The sequence below is a fragment of the Proteus vulgaris genome (assembly GCF_011045815.1).
Classification (GTDB): domain Bacteria; phylum Pseudomonadota; class Gammaproteobacteria; order Enterobacterales; family Enterobacteriaceae; genus Proteus; species Proteus vulgaris_B.
Window position 1 is genome coordinate 1,043,638 of the sequence record NZ_CP047344.1, and the last position, 21,987, is coordinate 1,065,624.

Sequence of the window (21,987 nt, forward strand, 5' to 3'; positions counted from 1 at the left end):
ATAAAAAATTATTTTTACATAAAAAATTAAATTTATATAAGGTGAAAATATGGAACAATTTCATCAATCTCAAGCTTTTAATTTTACGAGTGCGCTAACAGGTCATGTTGATCCTCGTACAGGTGTTTTCTGTACTAATATTACTATTGCCCATTTGATTGGCAATCAACATATGGGACCGGAATTATCACTAACACTTTCTTATTCTCCATTAAATTTTTATAATCTTCTTTATGGTTTTGGTATTGTTGATAACTTAACTAGCTATAATAAGAATTCTAAAATATTAACTTTATCAACAGGGCAAGTCTATAAAGTTAAAGAAGAAAAACAAGAAAGCACATTTATCCATGCTAAACCAAAAAATTTTAAATTTTCTAAAAAAGGAAATGAACTTTGGGTTTTATATAAGTCAGGAGTCAGTGAAAAATTAACTTCTTATAATACTGCTGATGATGTAAAAGTTGTTCGTGAGATATACAGCCCTTCAGGCAATAAACTTACCTTAGAGTGGGAAGCATTTGGTGATAGTTTTCGTTTAAAATCGGTAAGAGATAACAGTAGCGAGTTATTCAAAGCGACTTATTCAGAAACACTGGGAAGAATACAATTTGATATTTGGCCAGAAACGAATGAAAGTTATTCAATCATCTTATATAAACAAGATATTTTTCTTTCAACAGTGACGATCTGCGTGCTAAATACCGATTTAGTTTGGCAATTATTTTATACTCGTTATGGTCGTAGTAATATTCATAAGTATTTAACTAAAATTATTACTCCAACAGGATTAGTTGAGCATGTTGAATATCAAACTAATGGACATCGATTACCAGAAGGCAATCAAAGTTATCAAGTTAATTCTCGAAGCCCAATTCGAGTTATAAATAAGATCCCTTATATCGCTTATGTGAAAAAACACTTTGTTTCACCTGGTTTAGGCACGAAAAAGCAAATAGTTGAATATGATTTTTCAGAGAAAAATTTTCTTGGTTACGGTGGTGCTAGCGCCAGAATAACGACCAATGGACAAGATTATTTATATAATGTCGAAAACAATTATCAATATGATTCAATAGAAAAAAGAAAAGATACTGATAAAAATATTACTTTTGCAACGAAGCGAATATATAATAGTTTTCATTTAGTTATCGAAGAAAGAGAACAAACAATTTCTCATACTAATGAGATATTATGTGAAAAAATCACTCAGATAACATATTACGCTGATATAAATAAAAGCTTTGAACAGCAGTTACCTCAATATCAAATGCCAAAAGAATACCTGATAATTTGGAAGCAAGGTGATAATTATCGCCGAGAAAAAAGTATAACTGAGTATGATAATGAATGTAATATTATTTCAATGGTTGCTTTTGATTCAACCAAATCTGAATTTACTTATTATGATCCCAGTGGTGAATCAGGAAAATGTCCAGCAGAACCAAATGGTTTTAAAAAATTTATAAAAGAAGAAACGATTACACCTGCTACAACTGAATTTGAAACACCGACGAGAAAAAAACAATATCTCTATGACAGTTTTTCCATAAAAAATAGCCAGTTATTACCTGTTAATAATATGGTATTACTTACATCAGAAATAATTTTATCTAATAATAACCAAATAAGAAAGCAAAGTATCTCTTATTATAATGATGTTTCATCTGATAATTTGGGACGAGTTTTAGAAAAAAAAGTAACAATAACAGAACAACAAGTAGAGACGTTATCTCTTAAGGAAGAATATGAATGGAGTTATTCAAATAGCGATTATATTTCCTGTATTAAGAAACTAACAGGAATTAAAGATAATATCGTTGTTTCTACAGAAAAACGTTGGACGCCTATTTCTTATCGATTAATTATGGAAAAAGATACACAAGGAAATATTTCAGAGTACCAATATGATAAATTAGGGCAAGTGATATCAAATATCCTATCGCCTAAGACCCCATATGAAAATAAAATTGAATATGAATTAAATATTGCTTTATCTAATGTACCAATTGAATTTTCGGTTAAAGATGCGTTAGGGAATAAATATTTAAGTAAAATGGATGGAGAAGGTCGGATTGTTGAGAAATTTTATTTTACTGAAGAAATTCCTAATGGATTTAGAATAGAAAAATATGATTATAATTCATTAGGAAAAGTCATTAGTGTAACACATTACGATTTGCATAATATAGATAATCCTAATGAGCAGCCTAAGGAAAATTTAATATTATATAAATATAACGATTGGGGTGACTTGATTAGTGAAGATTATAGTAATGGTTTTTCAAATAGAAAAATATTTGATCCAATAAAAAATCAATTCACATCTCAATCGATATCACTTCTCAATGTAAATAAGAAATCAGGTATTATTCAAAAAGAGTTTAATCAATCAGGAAAAATTAACAAGATCGTTCAACTTAAATCAGATGGTGTAACAGAAGAATATTACTGGCAATTTTTTACTGATGGTTTGGGGCGAATACGTAAAACTATCGATAGATCAAATAATGTGACTACATTTAAATATGATGACTTTGACCAACTGATAGAAAAAAAATTACCAGATGGATCTATTATTAAGAAAAAATATAAAGATAGCCTACCTATTCAAATTTCATTAAAACCAAATGATAGTAATGAAATGATACTCGGAACACAAGAATTTGACAGTTTTGGAAGGCTAACACGTTATCAATGTGGCGGGCGTAATTTAACAATGAGTTATCAAGGCGCTTCACCAGATCCTCATCAGGTTAAAACAGCCGATAATAGCATTATTTCTTATGAATATATTTCAGAATTAGATAATGCGATATCTTCGATAAAATTTAATGGAGAAATACAACAATATGAATATGAGCCATTAACTGGAAGATTAATAAAATATTCTGAAAATAATGGTTTCAATCATCTCTTTTCATATACGAAATCAGGTCAGTTAAAAAATGAAAAAATAACTTTGCAGGGAAAAGCAGAGCGTAGAGTAAATTATTCTTATTCGCTAAGAAATTTACTCGTTAGCTATACTGGCGTTGATAATGAAACTCAGATATATGTTTATGATAATAACAATCAAATAACACAAATTGTTGATAGAGCTGTTACTACTACTGTTAATTACAATGAGCTAGGAAATTATATTGGTCACAAGGCAATGTATAACGTTAATAATAGCACATTAGAAACTAAATTAACGTTAGATGATTTTGGAAGAGAAACTAAAAGAGAATTAATTGAAATAAGAAATAATAAAACAAAGAATATAGATGTTGAACAAACATTTTTAATGACAAATAAATTATCCAATAAGAAATTATTTTTAAATAAGAGAGAAATTAAAAATGAAACTTATGCTTATGATAATATGGGGCGATTATTAAATTATTTATGTAAAGGTGAAATGTTTTCTAAAGATAGCGAGGGGCGAAATATTAAACAGCAAAGTTATCTATGGGATGCATTAGGTAATATTAAAAAATCCACAACTATCTTTGACAGTGGTAATGAAGTTGTTGACTACCATTACCAAAATACGAATGATCCTTGCCAATTAACCCGTCTTTCATATTCAAATAATAAACCTTCCATTACCTTAAACTATGATTTGAATGGGCGAATGATTGAGGATGTATTCGGCTATAAATTAACTTATGATAAATTAGGTCGATTAAAAACAGTTATTAATAATAAAGATACAATTAGTTATGGTTATGACGGTTTAAATCGCTTATTAACAAAAGAATATAAAGGTGAAGTAGGAGAGCTCTATTATCGCAATGATGCTATAGCAAATGAAGTCTATCCTAATGTTAATGTGCGCTATAATTTGTTGGGTAAATATTGTGTTGGTTTTAAGCACGATATTAAATCCAACAATAATGATACCGAGCTTTATACTGAAGTCGCAACAGATATGATGGGATCTGCTTTTACCTTTTTCAATATCTCAGATGATCCCGCTTCTTTTCTTTCTTATTCACCTTGGGGAGATGGTGCAGGAGCGTTAAGCACAGGACCTCGTTTTACAGGTGAATTATGGGATAGTTTCAGTCAAAGTTATCTTTTAGGTAATGGCTATCGCGCTTATCAACCTCGTTTAATGCGCTTTACCTGCCCTGATAGTTTAAGCCCATTTGGAGCTGGCGGGTTAAATGCCTATGCTTATTGTAATGGTGATCCTGTCAATTTAAGTGATCCTAGTGGGCATATTAGTGGATGGGGATGGGCTAGTATTATATTAGGCGGCGTTGGGCTATTGCTAGCCCCATTAACGTTTGGTGCGTCTTTAGAATTTGGTTTGGGTGTTGCACTAGCATTAACGACATTAGAAGTTGCTAGCGGTGCAACCGCAATTGCCGCTGGTGCGCTAGAAGAACGAGATCCCAAATCCTCAGAAATTCTAGGATGGATATCATTAGGTTTAGCCACCCCTTCTATTGGTTTGGGGATCTACTCGTTAGGAAAAGGGATCAGCAAAACAGCGACAATCTTTAAAAATAAACCCATAACGTTGGGTGGAACGATGAGGAAAATAGATTTGTTGGATCAGGGATTTTATACCTTTGAAGACACTTATAAAAATGCCAACCGATTAAATATTGTTTCTCATGGCGAGCCGATTGGTGAAGGTTCTTTACTGACCGTATTAACCGAAGGTGGATTGCGTAATATGGATGCTGATGAATTATATAGTATATTGAAAACACATTATAATTTAGATGATTACGCTAGTTTACGTACTCTTGCGTGTCATTCTGGTGTAGGAGGGATCCATTCTGTAGGCTATAAATTAGGGCAATTAGCACAAAAAGATGTTAAGAGTTTTATTGGACCCATGACGGGTAACTTTGTTTTAGAAGATGTTTTTGACCTTTTTGCTGAAGCCGTAAAAATAGCCGGTCCAGCGGGTCATGCTAAAATGGCGAAAACATTTTCAGAACGACATGTTTTTAAAATTCATAAAACAAATCCATATTCAATATTTGATGTTTTTAATCATTATTCCTGGACTTATCAACCCACAATGTTTAGATATTAATATTATGTTGCTGACTCATAATATCTTAAAGAAATACAGAATAGTTGTTCTATTATGAACACTATTTTGTGTTACTTTAATTGCTGATAAAGTAATGAACCTGCAACAGCTCCTGCAACATCGTAAGTAAAATCATGCCAACTCCAACCTGTTCCTTCGGGTCTACTATCATAGAGCTCTTTTGCTGCCCCTAAACTAATCGAAAACGACAGGCCTATTAATACACCCTCTTTATAGCCATAATTTTGATGATCTGCATAAGCATTTGCACCCGCTGATGCCACCATAGAAAATAAGAAATGTTGGGCTTTATCTTTTCCTCGCCAATTGTCATTGGCAAAATGAAATGATTGGCAACCTGTTAAAGTCATTATTGAGAATAAAATAATCACAGAATCATATTTGAGCTTTAGTTTCATAAAAATAAAAGCCTTCTCATGAAGAATTTATGATCATAAATAAGATACGTAAAGTATAGAAGATGATTGTTAAGACAAAAAAGCCTTACTGATATTAAGTAAGGCTTCGAAGCAGGAAGTGCTAGCGTTAAAGTATACGGCTAATTAATCTATCAACACGAATACGTCGTAACCGTTTGATTAATTTTTTCACTTTAAGTGGGTAAAGCTTAATACTTTCTAGCTCTTGGTAATGTTTTACAATACGTGTTTTTTGGCGAATACAGGCTAGCTCTTTATGCCGTTGTTCATGTAATTCATGTTTAGGATCATGAATTAATACCGCATTTTCTAAATCTAATCCCCATGCTCGTGGGTTAAGATTATTACCTGTAATCAATTGCCAATTATCATCAACCCACATACCTTTTAAGTGATAGGTATTATCACTGTCTTTCCAGAGCCTTACTGTTAATTGGTCATTATCAATAAATCGTTGGAAACGCTGGGTAAATTTACGCAGATTGATCTCATAGAGATAAGGCAAGGCACCAATAATTTTAAATGGCTCTTCAGGTGGAATATAAAAGTCATTTGCCGTTTTATCACCAATAATAATTTCAACTTGTTTGCCATTTCTTAATAAATGGCTGATTTGACGAACAAGGATCGCAGGTAAATTAAAATAAGGTGTGCAAATAACTAATTTTTCTTCTGTAGAAGCCATTAGGTGAGAAATGGTCTTATTTAAGATATTTTTCTTACCTAAACCTACTAAAGGCGTTACTGCTAATTCATGATTAGAAGCATTGGATTTAATATCATAGCCATCACGCGTGCGTAAATTAAAACGAAATTGACGTATGCAATTTTTTATTTCAGCACAACGAACCCTATCTTTAATATCAAGACGTTGAATAGCTTCAGATTGTAGAAGATCACCCACAATAAACTGTTTCATTGTGGTCGCTAATTCATCATTTTTAATAATGTGATATCGGTCATAGCGATATTTATCTAGCTTATGCAAATACACATTATTAATGCTTGCACCACTATAAATAACCGTATCATCAAAGATAAAGCCTTTTAGGTGTAATACACCTAGCGCTTCACGAGTATTAACAGGGAGCCCATAGATAGGGAGCTCTATACCAGGGTGTTGCTGTGCAACATGGTAATACCAATCTGCATTTGTTGCATCAGCCGAGACACCAATACGCCCACGTTGAGCACGGTGCCAGTCAACAATAACGGTAATGGATAATTCAGGACGTTGTTGTTTTGCGGTGTAAAGCGCATCAAGGATCTCTTCACCAGCCTCATCGTGTTCTAAATAAAGAGCTGTAATAAAGATCTCTTTTTTTGCTTGAGCAATATATTTCAATAAGGTGCTGCGAAACGCGGACGTCTGATAAAGCGTTTCAACATCAGCAACTGACTGAGCTAATTTAGGCAGTTGTGCAAGGTGTTGTTGATGCTTAGCAAGTTTTAGTTTAGACAACATCACAGTGCTTAGTTCTCTTGTTTATGATGGCAGATGGAGCCATCGTCCATGTAGATTTTCTTTAACCGATCTTCTGATCATAACATTAGTTATATGGGATGTACGCATAAAATCATCATATATAGCTAATTTATCAAAGGTTGTGTGAATAATCACATAACAAAACTTTCTCTTATGATTATCATACTTACACATCTTTTGAGGCTCAAAGAAGCAAGTCAAGATTCACTATTCCTTCATCAAACTGTACTTCAACCGAAAAACCTAATTTTTTCGCTAAACTTATCATATTGCGATTTTCAGGCATGGTTATTGCTGTTAAACGTTTAATACCATGTAATCTAGTATAGTTGATAAGTTTAGTCATAAGTTGATGACCTAGAGTATTTCCTTTTAAATCAGATCGCACAAGGATAGCAAATTCGGCATGTTGATTATCCGGATCTGCCATTGCGCGGGCGACACCAATGATTTCAGGTTGATCTTCTGGATTTCGAATTGCAACAAATGCCATTTCTCGATCGTAATCAATTTGAGTCATATTCGCGAGATCGTCATGAGTAAATTCACTTATCTCACTAAAATAACGATAGTAAAGATCTTCTTTTGTCACTTGGTTAATGAATGTTTTTAGTAGAGGTTCGTCCTCAGGTAAAATAGGGCGAATAAAACAAGGATTACTATCTCTTAGATAAAATGTTTCTTCTAATTCATTAGGATAAGGGCGGATAGAGAGTCTTTGGTGGGGATCACCTTGCAGTGGAGCTAACTCCATTGCAACATCTAATAATGTAAAATCATTGCCAGAAGCCAGTAATGGGTGAATATCTAGCCTAACAATTTGCGGACAATCTAAAAGTAGATGAGAAACCTGTACCAAAAAATGACTTAAGCTTAAAATATTTAGAGGTTGTAAAGCACTTCTTGGCTGTATTTTTCCACTTTTAATTGCATTAATTACCAGATAACGAGCAAGTGCCATGTTCAGAGGCGGTAACGCAACGGCAGCCTTAGTTTCAATTTGCCACTCAACTCCCCCTTCACCCAATAGAATTAATGGGCCAAAAATAGGATCTTGCTCTATTGCCACTCGCAGTTCTTGAGAGCCTGCTCGATTTGCCATACTTTGCACTAACAAACCCTGAATTTTAGCCTGAGGGTAGAGTTCTGTTACTCGTTCAATAATGGCATGGGCCGCTGATGAGACTTCAGTGCTATCACGTAGGTAAAGCATGACACCTTGAACTTCAGATTTATGAGGAATATCAGGAGAACGCAATTTTAGTGCAACGGGATAGCCAATTTTTTCTGCTATATTGACGGCTTCTTGTGCATTATGAGCAATCCAAGTAGGCAGTGTATTGAAACCATAAGCTTCCATAATAGGCTGAACTTGGTGTGTATCTAATCGATACTGCTTATTCTGTAATGCTTCTTCAATACAATGATGCGCTTGTAGCGTATTCATTTTGATATCTAAAGGCAATGCGGGTGTTTCTTTTAATTGTTTTTGATTCCGACGATATTCCACCATATGCATAAATGCGGTAACAGCGCCTTCAGGAGTGCGATAAGTGGGAATACCAGCTTCACTAAATAATTTACGTGATTGCTGAGATGAATATTCTCCGCCCCAGTTAGTAAAAACGGTGAGCCATTTTCGTCTAGGATGCTGATTAATTGCTGCTATGACGCGTTGCGCTGTTTCAATACTGGGTGCTATAGCACTTGGGGTATGAATAAGTAATAAAGCGTCATGATCATGACTATCTAATAAGCAATTAAGCGTCGCAATATAGCGTTCAACAGTTGTATCATCACCTAAGTTTAATGGATTGCGGATGGTGCTTTTTTCTTGAATAACACTTTGTAGTTTTTGCGTTGTTTCATCTGTCAGTTTCGCCAGTTTTCCTGAATGTAAAAATAGCTCATCTATCGCCATGGCAGCAGGTGCAGAGCCATTGCTCATAATCATCAATCTTTCGCCTTTTAGGGGCGTCATATAGCTAAGAGTTTCAACAGCAGAAAACATTTCATGGGTATCTTGTACGCGTAATAAACCTGCGCGTTGAAATGCGGCATCATAAGCGATGTCATAACTTGGTGTATCACCTAATAACAGCTGGGCTTTTTGGGTACGACCACTTTTTATGACCAAAATAGGTTTATTGCGTGAAGCACTTCGAGAGGCAGACATAAAACGGCGAGCATCTTTAATATGTTCTAAATGTAATAAAATAGCGCTAGTTTTACTGTCTCTTGCTAGAAAATCCAGTAAGTCATCGACTTGTATGTCTTGGTTATCCCCTAAGGCAATAAAGTAAGAAAACCCAATATTACGATAATAAGCCCAATCTAAAATAGTATTGGCAACAGCCGCTGACTGTGAAATAAATGCGAGTTTTCCTTTTTTAACAGGGAGAGGTGAAAAACTGGCATTTAGCCCTTGCCACGGTGCTAAAAGACCCAGACTATTGGGGCCGAGTAAACGGACATGATATTGCTGGCAGAGTAACTTTATTGTCTGGAACTGTTCAGGCTGTGCTGAAAGGACAATAACAGCCTTACAGCCTGATTCACCTAATTGTTTGAGCAACTCAAGATTACGGTGATGATGGGTGCAGATAATTGCTAAATCAGGAACTTGGGGTAATTTATCAATAGACGGATAAGTAAAAACACCAGAGACAGAGCCACGAGAGGGATTAATTGGGAATACAGGGCCGTTAAATCCACCACTGAGTAGATTTTTCATCATAGTGGTTCCTGCACGACCTAATTTTTCAGAGGCACCAATTACCGCAATAGATTTAGGACGCAATAGTGCTTCAAGACCTCGTTGGCTCATATCCACTCCAGAGTTTGATTATCAACTTTTATTCAATGTAGCTGATTTACTCTTCTTTTGCCTGACGGCGGTCTGGTTTTCCGATTAAATATTGTTGACGAAAGTAACTAAAATGAGAAAAGAGTTGTTGTGATGCGCTTATATCACCCACATTTTCTAAAATAGACGCAGCTACTTCAGCAGTGCAATGTTGATCTTCTCTTGCGGCTTGGCGGAGTACGTAATCACATTTACTGGCTTCATTAAGTGAAAAAATAGGCAATGAATCTAGGTAAGGGCTTTTACGAAACATTTTACGAGCTTCACTCCATGTTCCATCTAAAAGGATAAACAGAGGGGATTTGCTATTAACAGGAAGTTGGTTGTATACAACACGTTCACTTGAAGCATAGCTTTCAGGGAAGACAACATAAGCTTGCTTATCCGGTGTATTGATGAGATCGAGCAAGGCCGGTTCAGGAGTAGTACGGGACCATAAAAAAGCCTGCGTGTCTGGTAATACATCGGCAATTAATTTCCCTGTATTACTTGGCTTCATCACTTCGGTATCATACATCAATAAACAAAATTGGCTTTTTGCTGGTTGGCTGACAATTGTACCACAAAGGCACTGCTTTTCAGGTAATAAGCAGAAGCCACAGCGTTTTATTCGAAATCCTCTGGCTTTAAAAGGACGGGTTGAAACTGAAAGTCGATATTGACGAAGTCGAGAGACTGCATTGTCATGCATAGCAAATAAACCAACACTAATAAAAAAGAAATGGATTTTATCATGTTAAAAACAAACAAACTATTCAGCACTTTTTTTTCATAAAAATCATATTGATATATTGGTTATATCTATGATGAATTTAATTATCAATTGATCCTGATTAGTTTATCGATTCCTATGCGTGATTCTCTCGGTGACAGTTGCTAAACTATCATGTAATCTGCGCCCCTATTGCAGTTGGAGAGACAAATGAACGATTCTTATGAAGGTAAAAACGGCAAAGTAAAAGTGATGTATGTCCGTAGTGAGGACAACGCCGATAATAAACCTAAAAAACCATCCCGTCGTCCTGAAAATGGTCGTGGTGACAGTCGTGACAACAGACGCGGTGATAACCGTGACGACAAAAATCGTGATAACAGACGCGGTGATAGCCGTGACGATAAAAATCGCGATAACAGACGTGGTGATAACAAATTTTCTCGTCGTGATGACCGCGGTGCAGGTAAGCCTTCAGGGCGTGGCGCATCACGTAACGAATCAAAGCCTTCACGCGATAGCGAAGGCGGAGGTTTTTCTCCATGGAAAACCGTTTCTCGCCCTGCTGGTGAAGAGGCAATAAAAGAGCACGATGGCATTACTGGTAAGAGCCAAATCGATCCTGAACAACTTCGTCGTCAGCGCTTAGAAGAAACGCGTATTTATGGTGAAAATGCCTGTCAGGCAATGTTTAAAAACCGTCCTGATGCGATTGTTCGAGCTTGGTTTTTACAAGACGTTACGCCACGTTTTCGTGATGCATTAAAATGGATGGCTGCAAATCGCAAAGCCTATCACGTTGTTGAAGAAGAAGAGATGGTCAAAGCCGCCCGTACCGATCACCATGGTGGCGTATGCTTCTTAATTAAAAAGCGTGTTGGTCATGATGCAGAAACTTACCTGAAAGATGCACCTGAGACTGATTGTGTATTAGCACTGGAAGATGTAGGTAATCCACATAACGTAGGTGCAATTATGCGTAGTTGTGCGCATTTTGGCGTAAAAGGGGTTATCTCTCCTGATTCTGCTGTATTAGAATCTGGTGCGGCTGTTCGTACCGCAGAAGGTGGTGCTGAATATATCCAAGGTATTGATGCTGATAACTTTGCTCAAACTTTAGATAAATTTAAAAAAGCGGGTTATACGCTGGTGGCAACATCAAGTCATAAAGGCAGCGTGCCATTATCAAAAGCACAATTACCAGCAAAAATGGTGCTTATCCTAGGTCAAGAGAAAGATGGCTTAAGTGAAAGCACCTTAAATCAAGGTGATATGAGTATTTACATTGGCGGAACAGGACACGTAGAGAGCCTAAACGTTTCTGTAGCTTCAGGTGTATTATTAGCAGAATGGTGGCGTCAGCACCAAGGCTAATTGCTTTATAGTTTTAAATAAAGAATGATAAAAAACCGCTTATTCATTGTGATTTAAGCGGTTTTTTTATATATAAGCTCTACATGAATTGCATTATTTTCCTGGAGAGAATGGTGGTTTAGCAAACCAAACCACAATCATCATGATAAGGAAAATACCCGCTGCTAACCAGAAAATCTCATTGGCTGAAATAATTAATCCTTGTTCTGTAATGGTTTTCGCTAAATAAGCAGATGCTTGTTCATTTGAAAGACCAAGATCATTCATTTGCTGGAATGCCATTTGTGAATCAGGATCAAGTGGATTAATTTTTTCTACAAAGGTTTCATGGTGAAGCGATTCTCTTTGTGTCCAAATTGTAGTAGTTAACGATGCACCAATTGCCCCAGCTAATGTTCTTAAGAAATTCGAAAGACTTGATGCTGATGCCATTTTTTCTGGGGGTAATCCAGATAATGTCATTGTTGTTAATGGCATAAAGAAACACGCAACCGCTAAACCTTGCCAGAATTGAGGCCATGCCACAGTGGCAAAATCCATTCCTGGTTCGAAGGTATAAGCTCGCCAATAAAAACACACAGAAAACATAATAAAGCTAAAGCTGATGATATAGCGTAAATCCACTTTACCACCAAACTTACCTATAATCGGTGTAATAATTAAAGGCAATAAACCTACCGATGCAGATGCTAATCCCGCCCATGTTGCTGTATAGCCAAAGACTTCTTGTAAAAGCAGTGGCAGTAAAACGATGGTACCGAAATAGATCATATAAGCGAGGCTGAGTGTGACACACCCAATGGTAAAGTTTCGACTTTTAAAGAGTGAAAGATCTATTACTGGATGATCGTCTGTAAGCTCCCACACAATTAAAAAGCTAAGGGCAACAACCGCCACAATGGTGAGTACAATAATTTCTGTTGAGTTAAACCAATCAAGCTCTTTACCTTGATCGAGCATGATTTGTAAAGCACCTATACCAACAACAAGCAAAACAAGGCCAATGGTATCAATTGGTTTAATTTCGGTTTTTGTTTCTCGCCCAGCTAAGGTGTTTGATATACACATAATAATCAACACACCAAATGGAACGTTAATAAAGAATATCCATCCCCAATGGTAGTTATCACTAATATAGCCACCTAAAATGGGGCCTAAAATTGGCGCTACAACAATGGTCACTGACCATAGCGCAAGTGCCATATTTCGCTTAGCTGGTGGATAGTTATTCAATAATAAACTTTGTGATAAAGGAATTAGTGGCCCAGCGACCAACCCTTGAAGCACACGAAAGAAAATTAGCATTTCAAGACTTTGTGAAATACCACAAAGCCAAGATGTTAATGCAAAAAGTGCCGTTGACCACATAAAGAGTCGAACTTCACCAATGCGTTTTGCTAACCAACCTGTAATTGGGATAGAAATAGCATTTGCTACACCAAAAGAGGTAATAACCCAAGTACCTTGTGAGTTAGAGGCACCTAAGTTTCCTGCAATTGTTGGAATAGCAACGTTAGCGATTGTAGAATCGAGAACTTGCATAAAGGTAGCCAACGCGAGGGCGATGGTCATTAAGGCAAGTTTTCCTCCTTGTAATGGCTCTTTAATCACCTTTACACCTCGCCTTTATTGTCCCGCATTCTGTTCAATAATTTCATTGATCAGTTCATTAATCGCTGACATATCAATAGTTAATGCATCAGTATGATACGCAGGTACTTGGCGTTCGCTGTGTGATAATACTTTTCCATCGAGGTTAATCGTATCAACGGTAACTTCAGAAGAAAGACCAATACGCAGTGGTTTTTCTGCTAATTCTTTTTCATCTAATGAAATACGAACAGGTAAGCGCTGAACAACTTTTATCCAGTTACCACTGGCATTTTGAGCGGGTAATAATGAAAAAGCACTTCCGGTTCCCATATCCAAACCTAATACAGTGCCATGATAAATCACTTTTTTACCATAAAAGTCAGTTGTGATTTTTGCTGGTTGGCCGATACGCATATTAGCGAGCTGGGTTTCTTTAAAATTGGCATCAATCCACATACCTGTAATGGGAACAATAGCCATTAAAGGTTTACCTGGTGCGACTTGTGCACCTACTTGAACGCTACGACGTGAAACATAGCCATCTGTTGGACTTAAAATTTTAGTACGCTCTAAAGCGAGCCATGCATTACGAACATCGGTTGATGCTTGTAAAACAGAAGGTTGCTGTGTAATGGGTGTATTTAAGATAATCGCTTGATTAGCATTGTATTGTTCTTTAGCAACTTCTAAAGCAGCCCTTGCAGTGGAAACAGCTTCTCTGGCGTGTTGAAGTTCTTCTTTACCAATCACATTGCGCTCGCCTAAAACTTCACGGCGGCGAAGGTCATTTTGTAATTTAGTCAGCTCGGTTTCGCGTAAAACGATGTTTGCTTTTAATTGGCGACCATTAATAATTTGTTGATGCATTTGACGAACACTATTCGCTAATGCGGTTTTTGCTTTTTCTAAAGCCAGTTTTTCATCACTTGAATCTAATAAAACTAAAGGGTCACCTGCTTTCACAAAATCGGTGTTATCAACATAAACGGTGGTAACAGAACCAGAAATTTGCGGCATAATCATAATTTGATTGCCTGTGACATAAGCATTATCAGTTGTTTCATGATGTCTTAACACAACAAACCAATAAGCGGCGTAAGCCACCCCAGCAAAAATAAATAGGATAGTTAGCAACAGTAGAACATTTCGGCGAGTTCGTTTTTTATTGCGAATGGGAGCCTGAGGGGGGGTATTTTCCTCATTAACACTCATTTAGAAGATCTCCATAAAACCAGAAAAACATCATTAGATATGTTTCCAGTATTGAAACTGGAAACATAATTATAAAGTCAATCTTAGAATAATTATTAGCGTGAAGGTAAATTATAAATGCTAATGGGTAAGTATGTTTGCCGATTTATGGCGTAAATAGGATTAGATCAATAAAACTATTTATTATATGGCTTATTCACACCCTTTTTCAGCCAAAGTATCCAGTTGTAATAACAACTTACGCATTAGCGTTTCAAGCTGTTTTTGTTCCTGTTGATCTAAAATAGACCAGATTTGTTTTAAACATTGATGCTGTGGAGGTAACAAGCTATTTAAAAATTCTTCACCAGCATCAGTTAAGTGAAGATGCAAACAACGACGGTCATTATGACTTTCACGGCGCTCAATCCAACCTTGTTTTTCAAGTTCATCAGCAATACGTGTTGCATTTGTTCTTGAAGAGCCCAGTGCAGCACTTAGCTCTGAAGGTTGAATACTTCGATTTTCTGTCGTATCTAAAATCATTAGTGCCATAAATAACGTCTCGTTAATACCCTGAGACTTCAACATATTATTACGACTTTCAAGAAGTTTGCTTTGAACATGCATAGAAAGGCGAGTTAACAAAATTTCTTGATAAGGGATATCTTTGTTAAGCGATTTCTGTTGTGTAGCGCGAGTGTTTAGTAATTCTTCTGTTGGCGTAAATGAGCTTTCCATTTTTAGACACCTTGTTAGTTTCGAAAATTAGGATAATGCTGTTATCAACATGTTAAATGGTATATTAAACACACAATTTAGCAATTTTTATTATTTATAGTCACTATGTTTTTTTGATTATGTTACCTGATTCATAAATTTTTTGAATGATAACACAAAAAAAAGGATAGGTACTTATCTCTTTGCAATAAGTTAATAAAATCAATTTATCACTTATCTGACAATGAATAGTAGTCTATTTGCGAAAAAACGGATCGTTTTTTACGATAAAACACGTAATAAATTTATTTTAATCACCAATGGTTACTATATGGATAATACCTAGTTGAAATTATTTATACAGTGTTTTATTGATAAGATTGATATAATTTTCTTAATAAAGAATGGGATGATGATATACATCAATAGTAATCACGCTGTTAAAACATTCACATTTTATTCTGATTAGAGTGGGATTGTAGGAATAATATAACCCATCCTTGGGTCTAAAAATTATTCAGCATGGATTATTGGATCATTTTTATAACCTAATAACCAAACAATAAGACCGATAATGCCAATGGCCAGTCCAGCAATAGAAACGCCCATCCACCCATATTGATGATAGGCATAACCTGATAATAAAGAGCCTAATGCCCCACCAATAAAATAGCTTGTCATATATGCTGCAGTTAGGCGGTTTCTAGCATCAGGTAAAATACGATAAATGGTGCTTTGATTCGTGACATGTACACCCTGAACAGCTAAGTCTAGCAGGACAACGCCAATAATAAAGCTGATGAGCCCAACCCAGTGATAATAAGGCGCGATAATAATAAAACCCCAAGACAGAAGGAGGATAATTAACCCTATTGTGGTGGTTTTCTTGCCTTTCCCTTTATCGACTAATACGCCTGCTTTTCCTGCCATTAATGCACCCGCAGCACCTACAAGACCAAACAATCCAATAACTGCATCAGAGTAGTTAAACGGATCTGCTGCCAGCAAAAAGGCCATCGATGTCCACAATAAGCCAAAGTGGGCAAAAATCAGTGCACCAATTAATGAACGAGTTCGAAGTACAGGGGTTGTAACAAATAATTTGAAGATAGAACCTAATAACTGAAAGTAATTTAAGTCTGTTTGACTTTTATACGTGGGTAAACAACGCCATAACGTAATAGCTAAGATTGTTAGAAAAACACTAGCGACCCAGAAAATACCTTGCCAATTTGTAAATGACGCCATCAGCCCAGACACTGTTCTAGCCAGTAAAATACCCAACAAAAGGCCACTCATAATCGTGCCAACGGCTTTTCCTCGTTGGTGTGGTGCGGCTAGAGTGGCTGCAAAAGGAACCAGAATTTGAGCGACAACAGAGAACATACCAGAGAGTGCGGTACCTATTAACATCACCCAAATATTTGTTGCCATCGCCGTAATTAATAGCCCACTGGCAGAAATTAATGTCATGGTAATAATGAGTGAACGTCGTTCAAAAATATCGCCCAAAGGGACTAATAACATCAGTCCTACGGCATAACTGAGTTGCGCCGTGGTGACAATAAACCCGGCTAAAGTCGCTGATATGTGAAAATAATTTGCGATAGAATCAAGTAGAGGTTGTGCGTAGTAGTTACTGGCGACAACCATGCCTGTAGCAACGGCCATTAGTAAAATAAGACCTTTACTAAGTGACGTTTGTGGTGCGGTGTTTTCCATAATACTCATAACAAATAATTTGTAAGGTAAATGATAGTAACATGAGTCATTTTTTTGAGAAAAGAATTACTGTGATAGAAATATTCAATTAATTTGATATAAATCTTTATGTTTAATTGTTATAACATATTGTTTTATATGCTAAATAAAGTTATCGCTTGAGCCTTTTAATAACTAAAAAGCGTAAAAAAGAGCATTGCCAAACACCATATCCATTGAATTGAAATTCCAATTATAGCAAAAGAGAATAGACGCTTAGTCCCTAGCCAACGGGTTTCCATTGTCTGTTTTTGGGGGCGTTTAGGAAATAGTGTAGAAAGGCTTTTATCAAAGCTAACATCATCTTGGTAGCGATACAGTGCTTGAAAAAAGTGACTATCAAGCCATAAACGAAAAAGAAAGTATTGGGTAAATAAAAATAAAAAAGAAGCAACAAAAAAAGTCAGTTGATGATGAAAGTGGAGGCTAAATATAGGCCATGTACTCAAATAAGGAAAAAGCGATAAAAACAGTAAATAACGCCAACTTTGTGTTAAAGAGATAATGACTTTACCGCTAGTTTTAGTTGTTAACATGGTTGTCTCGTTATTTAATGTGCTGAAAATGTGAATACCAAATTTGTAGTGCCTCTCGTGTTTCGGGATTTAAAATAACTTGAGGACGAGCTTGAGAGACTTTTTTTATCGCATCTTCTAACGTTGCTACTGTGCCATTATAAACCAACCAAGCAACAACAACGGTAGCACTACGCGAATAGCCTAGCTTGCAATGAATATAAACAGTACCCGCTTGATTTAGTTGCTCCATTGATAACATTGCTTTGTTAATATCATCTGGAGATAAAGGCAATAAATCGATTTGAGGCTGTGCTAAATAAAGCTTATTTTGGCTAAACTTATTTCTTGGCCATTCACAAGTTAAATCAAATACCGCATTAGCGTCGAGTTCATAAAGAGGGCGCCCACCTAATAAAATGCCTTCAGTGACTAAACTCGGTATTTGGCACCGCTTTAAATAATAACGATAAGTACACCATGCAAAGAAGCGATAAGGTAATAGGATTATCTGTGCAGAAAGTGGAATTTTACCTTGTGTATTTTTTTGAAAAATAGAAGCACCAGCGCCTAAATAGCCCAAAGTCACAAAAGTTAATGTAATTGCTGGCCATAGAAAGATCCAAAAGAACCCTTGCAGACCAAAAGATAATAGATAAAACACCATTGCAGATAACGCATAGTTTTTACTAATACGTAAACTGCGTTTACTGCCAGTAAAATGCCATTTCCAACGCGAACTTATTGGTAATAAATAGCAAATAAATACGCCAACACCAAAGCCGGTAATAATATCAATAAAATGATGTTGCCATGTTGTGAGTACGGAAATAGCAATTAACAATGACCATAAATTTAAAAACCATTGCCACGATTTAGGCGTATGGGCACGGAAACGTAACCAAATAATCCACAATAAAATAATGTGTAAAGAAGGAGCTTGGTTATAAGGTAAATCGAAGCCTTCTAATTGAGTAAATAACCAACCAGAAAATCCCTCTGTTGTTGGGCGAATAAAGCTAAATTTTAAAGGGAATAATAAAAAACCTGAGCAGGCTATAAGAGAGGCAACAATTAAACGTAATCCATGTATAAATTGCTCTCTTAATGTTGTACATATAAGTAGAGAAATACCATAGGCAATATTTACACTCCAATAAGGAATGATTGTCCACGGTAAAAAGAGAATAGCGTTTTCCCACGAATAAACAAAAGAAGGAACATCAGATAAAGTAGAAGTGTAAGTATTGACTTGCATATAAGTTAAATAGAAAAAAGGGGCTAGAAATAACAGCCATACAATTCCAGCAAGCCAGATACTTTTTCTTGTTGATGTTATTTGAGAGCGTTGAGTTCCCTCCATACTAAATTCCTTTCTTTGTTTATTGTTTTTCTATTTTTGCAGTTTGCTTAAAATTATCGCTATATGTTGCCATATAGCGATAGTTCATTTGTCCATGGCGTACTTTATTAGCGACGTTTTGCTATCGATACACTAAAAATACCCCAGTGATCAATTTGTTGATCGAGCTTTTCAAAACCCGCTTCATCCACTAATGCATCCATTTCACCTTGACTGCGACAACGCATGATCCACGGTTGACCATCTTGGTGGCTAGGTAATACACGGGCAATCATTTCAAGTTGAGGGTGCCAAGGTTGGCAGGTGTAAATCAGTAACCCTCCACTTGGGATCGCTTGTGATAACCCTTTTAAAGATGCTTTTAGTAGATGATTTTCAGGAAATAATTCATAAAGCCCGCTTACTATCCCTAACGTTGGTGAAGGTGATATAGTACTCAAGCTTTCGGTATCAAAAGCGTTACCTTCTTCAAAACGCACTTTGTCTTCTAAATGGCGTTCTTTAATGGCAATTCGGCCTTGTTCAACGTTAATCGGGCTATAGTCACGCATTAAAATTGAATCAACTTTACCATAGTCATTAACCGCATCAAAAAGATAGCGACCTTGCCCCGCAGCAATATCCATAATATGTACTGGCATATTATTTTGTGTTAATTGGCGAATAGCGTATCGAATTGTATTTTCAATATTGATTTTACGTTGGCGAATACCTTGCCAACCAATACTATTCAAATACTGTTTATCAACGATACGACCAAATAAGCCTTTTCCTTGTGGTTGATTGCGATAGACATAATCAAGTGTCGATCCAGAATCAAAACCTTTATCGTAACCGAGTGCTACACCTTCAGATGCTTTACCTAACGTGCTCATCGAACGACTAAGTACTTTGTAATAGAGTCTTTTGGGGCAAAATTGAGGAAGTGGTGTTTGTAATGCACGATAAACATCAGCACTATGGCTCCATATATCTTCATTTTGATAATCATGTTGATAAAGTGGTTGTGCAAACAACGTTTCAATAAAGTGACGCATTTTATTGATGGGAATTGCTCTGTCTTTCTCGCCCAATGTGTCGTGGTAAAAACCGGGTAAAACATGCTTTTCTTTTATAGAGGTATTTAAACGCTCATAGAAAAGATGCTGGGGTTTTGCGTGAACAACATGATCATTACCCGAAATAAATAATTGTGTTGGTAAGGTAATGGCATTTGCATCTTCAACTACACGATCGGCTGTTTTATAAAGTTCTAATAAAATATTAACGGCAATAGGACGAGTGATTAGCGAGTCTTGATTAAAAGAGTCGATACGGCTTTGATCATGAGTTAAATATTTAGCTTTTACATAGGAATTGACATAAAAAAGTCCGCGAATTTTTTGCATCAAGGCAAGGCCTGTACGTGCAAAAGGAACATATAATTTTACTTTAAATGCAGGGGAAGCTAATACCATACCACGAATTTTTGGCGCGTAATCATGTACCCAACCTGAGACTAAAACAGCGCCTACACTTTGGCCAACAACAAGAATGTTCTCCATCGGAATATTATAGTTAGATGCAACATAGCGGACGAACTCATCGATATCTTTTATTGATGTTCCCATTGATGGGCTATAACCGCGAGCACCTTCATTCTTACCATGCCCACGAGCATCCCAAGCAAACATTGAGAAATCAGGAAGATCTAATTCATCAACTAGATGAGAAACTCGGCCTGAGTGTTCGTGACCCCGATGAAATAAAATAATTGCTTTGGGCTCAGTGGTAATTTGAGCTGGCCAATGGCGATAATACAACGGTGTTTTATCGCTGGTGGTAAATTCAGACTCAATCATACTTCTTTGAGTTTGATATTGCGGTTGTTGATTCATAACGATGTATCCTTATCTTTATCTGTCATCGTTGCTTCTTTTAGTGCGCGATGAATTCGGTGATAACAAGTCAACAATAGTAATAAATTAATAATAATAAAAAGATAATGCGTGTTTTCTGATGATGTCAGCGAGGGGAATAATCCGATAAAAAAGGCTATAGTACCGAAAATAAAGGCTCTATCACTTTTTCCCATTGGGCCATCATAACGACGAGTAGCATCAATTGTTTGGGCAAGAACCCCTAAGAACTCAGTCATTATCATTAAAAAAAGTGCCAGCATGATCCACCAGTAGGCTTGTGGAAAAATAAAGGTAAAAGGGAGATAAAGCGCAATATCTGAAATAACATCACTGGCTTCATTTAATATTGCACCAAGCGCACTTTTTTGATTATGTTCTCGTGCCAGCATGCCATCGATAGCATTAAGCGCCATACGAAAAAAGAGGACAATAGGGAGTAATAAAAATAAATGAGGATAAGGATAAAGCAAAAGTAATCCACCAACGACAATGGATAATAGTAGGGCAGAAAGCGTGACCTGATTTGCAGTGATCCCTTTTGTGAATAACCATTCTACATAAGGGCGCAATAGAGATTGAAATTTGGGTTTTAGGTCATAAATTGTCATGACGCATCCTTGTGTTCAAAAGTGCGTATATTACCTCATAATATAATTTTATTATTAGCTGATTTTTATCTCATTGAATATCTTTATTTCAATGGCTTAATTGATTTACGATTTAAATATAAAACAAATACCTAAAATTTACTTGAGTTAATAATTATTTAGCTTTCAAAATAAAGAGAAAGTTAGAGACGCAAAATTGTAATTATCAGACTGTTCCGTGTCTGTTTTATTCTTTTTATTTCAAAAATGATTAAATTTTCTTTAGTGATATATACGTAGTTACAATTAGAGAATGATATGAGTGGAATGAAAATAAGGGATATTAAATACCCGATAATAACTAATGAAATTAGTTTAATTTATTGTAAATATTATTTTAGATAAGATTTAAATCCAACAAGAATGTATCAATAGTG

At 36.1% G+C, this 21,987-nt stretch carries 14 protein-coding genes; 2 read left to right on the plus strand and 12 right to left on the minus strand.

What is annotated here, in order from left to right; translation table 11 throughout:
* The first annotated feature begins 49 nt into the window (after positions 1-49).
* Complete coding sequence (locus GTH24_RS04835; protein ID WP_164526018.1) at positions 50-5,041, plus strand: RHS repeat-associated core domain-containing protein; 4,992 nt, start codon at positions 50-52, stop codon at positions 5,039-5,041.
* 71 nt (positions 5,042-5,112) lie between these two features.
* Here GTH24_RS04835 and GTH24_RS04840 read toward each other — a convergent pair whose 3' ends face one another.
* The 4 genes from GTH24_RS04840 to GTH24_RS04855 all read right to left on the minus strand — a co-directional run bounded on the left by GTH24_RS04840 (position 5,113) and on the right by GTH24_RS04855 (position 10,524).
* Positions 5,113-5,460, minus strand: coding sequence for a YfiM family lipoprotein (locus GTH24_RS04840; protein WP_072070274.1), 348 nt, complete (start codon positions 5,458-5,460; stop codon positions 5,113-5,115).
* A gap of 127 nt (positions 5,461-5,587) precedes the next feature.
* Positions 5,588-6,946, minus strand: coding sequence for a CDP-diacylglycerol--serine O-phosphatidyltransferase (gene pssA / locus GTH24_RS04845; RefSeq protein WP_072070273.1), 1,359 nt, complete (start codon positions 6,944-6,946; stop codon positions 5,588-5,590).
* Between the two features lie 205 nt (positions 6,947-7,151).
* Positions 7,152-9,794, minus strand: a complete 2,643-nt coding sequence (locus GTH24_RS04850) for a bifunctional acetate--CoA ligase family protein/GNAT family N-acetyltransferase (protein WP_072070272.1) — start codon at positions 9,792-9,794, stop codon at positions 7,152-7,154.
* Between the two features lie 46 nt (positions 9,795-9,840).
* Complete coding sequence (locus GTH24_RS04855) at positions 9,841-10,524, minus strand: tRNA-uridine aminocarboxypropyltransferase (protein ID WP_072070271.1); 684 nt, start codon at positions 10,522-10,524, stop codon at positions 9,841-9,843.
* A 231-nt stretch (positions 10,525-10,755) separates the two neighbouring features.
* Between GTH24_RS04855 and GTH24_RS04860 the strand changes: the two genes are divergently transcribed.
* Entirely contained in the window at positions 10,756-11,919 is a 1,164-nt protein-coding gene (locus tag GTH24_RS04860) for a tRNA/rRNA methyltransferase (RefSeq protein WP_072070270.1), read from the plus strand.
* Positions 11,920-12,012: 93 nt separating this feature from the next.
* Here the strand turns inward: GTH24_RS04860 and emrB are convergent, their stop codons facing one another.
* The 8 genes from emrB to GTH24_RS04900 form a co-directional block, all read right to left on the minus strand.
* Positions 12,013-13,530: a multidrug efflux MFS transporter permease subunit EmrB gene (gene emrB, locus GTH24_RS04865; protein ID WP_072070269.1), complete on the minus strand. Its 1,518-nt coding sequence runs from the start codon at positions 13,528-13,530 to the stop codon at positions 12,013-12,015.
* Positions 13,531-13,545: 15 nt separating this feature from the next.
* Entirely contained in the window at positions 13,546-14,724 is a 1,179-nt protein-coding gene (gene emrA / locus GTH24_RS04870) for a multidrug efflux MFS transporter periplasmic adaptor subunit EmrA (protein WP_072070268.1), read from the minus strand.
* A 192-nt stretch (positions 14,725-14,916) separates the two neighbouring features.
* Complete coding sequence (gene mprA / locus GTH24_RS04875; RefSeq protein ID WP_072070267.1) at positions 14,917-15,444, minus strand: transcriptional repressor MprA; 528 nt, start codon at positions 15,442-15,444, stop codon at positions 14,917-14,919.
* A gap of 492 nt (positions 15,445-15,936) precedes the next feature.
* Positions 15,937-17,145 (minus strand): MFS transporter, encoded by a 1,209-nt coding sequence (locus GTH24_RS04880; RefSeq protein ID WP_072070266.1) that lies wholly within the window; start codon positions 17,143-17,145, stop codon positions 15,937-15,939.
* Positions 17,146-17,312: 167 nt separating this feature from the next.
* Complete coding sequence (locus GTH24_RS04885) at positions 17,313-17,720, minus strand: hypothetical protein (RefSeq protein WP_072070265.1); 408 nt, start codon at positions 17,718-17,720, stop codon at positions 17,313-17,315.
* 10 nt (positions 17,721-17,730) lie between these two features.
* Entirely contained in the window at positions 17,731-19,062 is a 1,332-nt protein-coding gene (locus GTH24_RS04890; RefSeq protein WP_164526019.1) for a phosphatase PAP2/dual specificity phosphatase family protein, read from the minus strand.
* A gap of 107 nt (positions 19,063-19,169) precedes the next feature.
* Positions 19,170-20,939 carry a bifunctional alpha/beta hydrolase/class I SAM-dependent methyltransferase gene (locus tag GTH24_RS04895; protein WP_072070264.1) on the minus strand — a complete coding sequence of 590 codons (1,770 nt, stop codon included), beginning with the start codon at positions 20,937-20,939 and terminating at the stop codon, positions 19,170-19,172.
* Positions 20,936-21,571 carry a CDP-alcohol phosphatidyltransferase family protein gene (locus GTH24_RS04900; RefSeq protein ID WP_115351355.1) on the minus strand — a complete coding sequence of 212 codons (636 nt, stop codon included), beginning with the start codon at positions 21,569-21,571 and terminating at the stop codon, positions 20,936-20,938. Before GTH24_RS04900 ends, GTH24_RS04895 begins: the two co-directional genes overlap by 4 nt.
* Between the last annotated feature and the right edge of the window lie 416 nt (positions 21,572-21,987).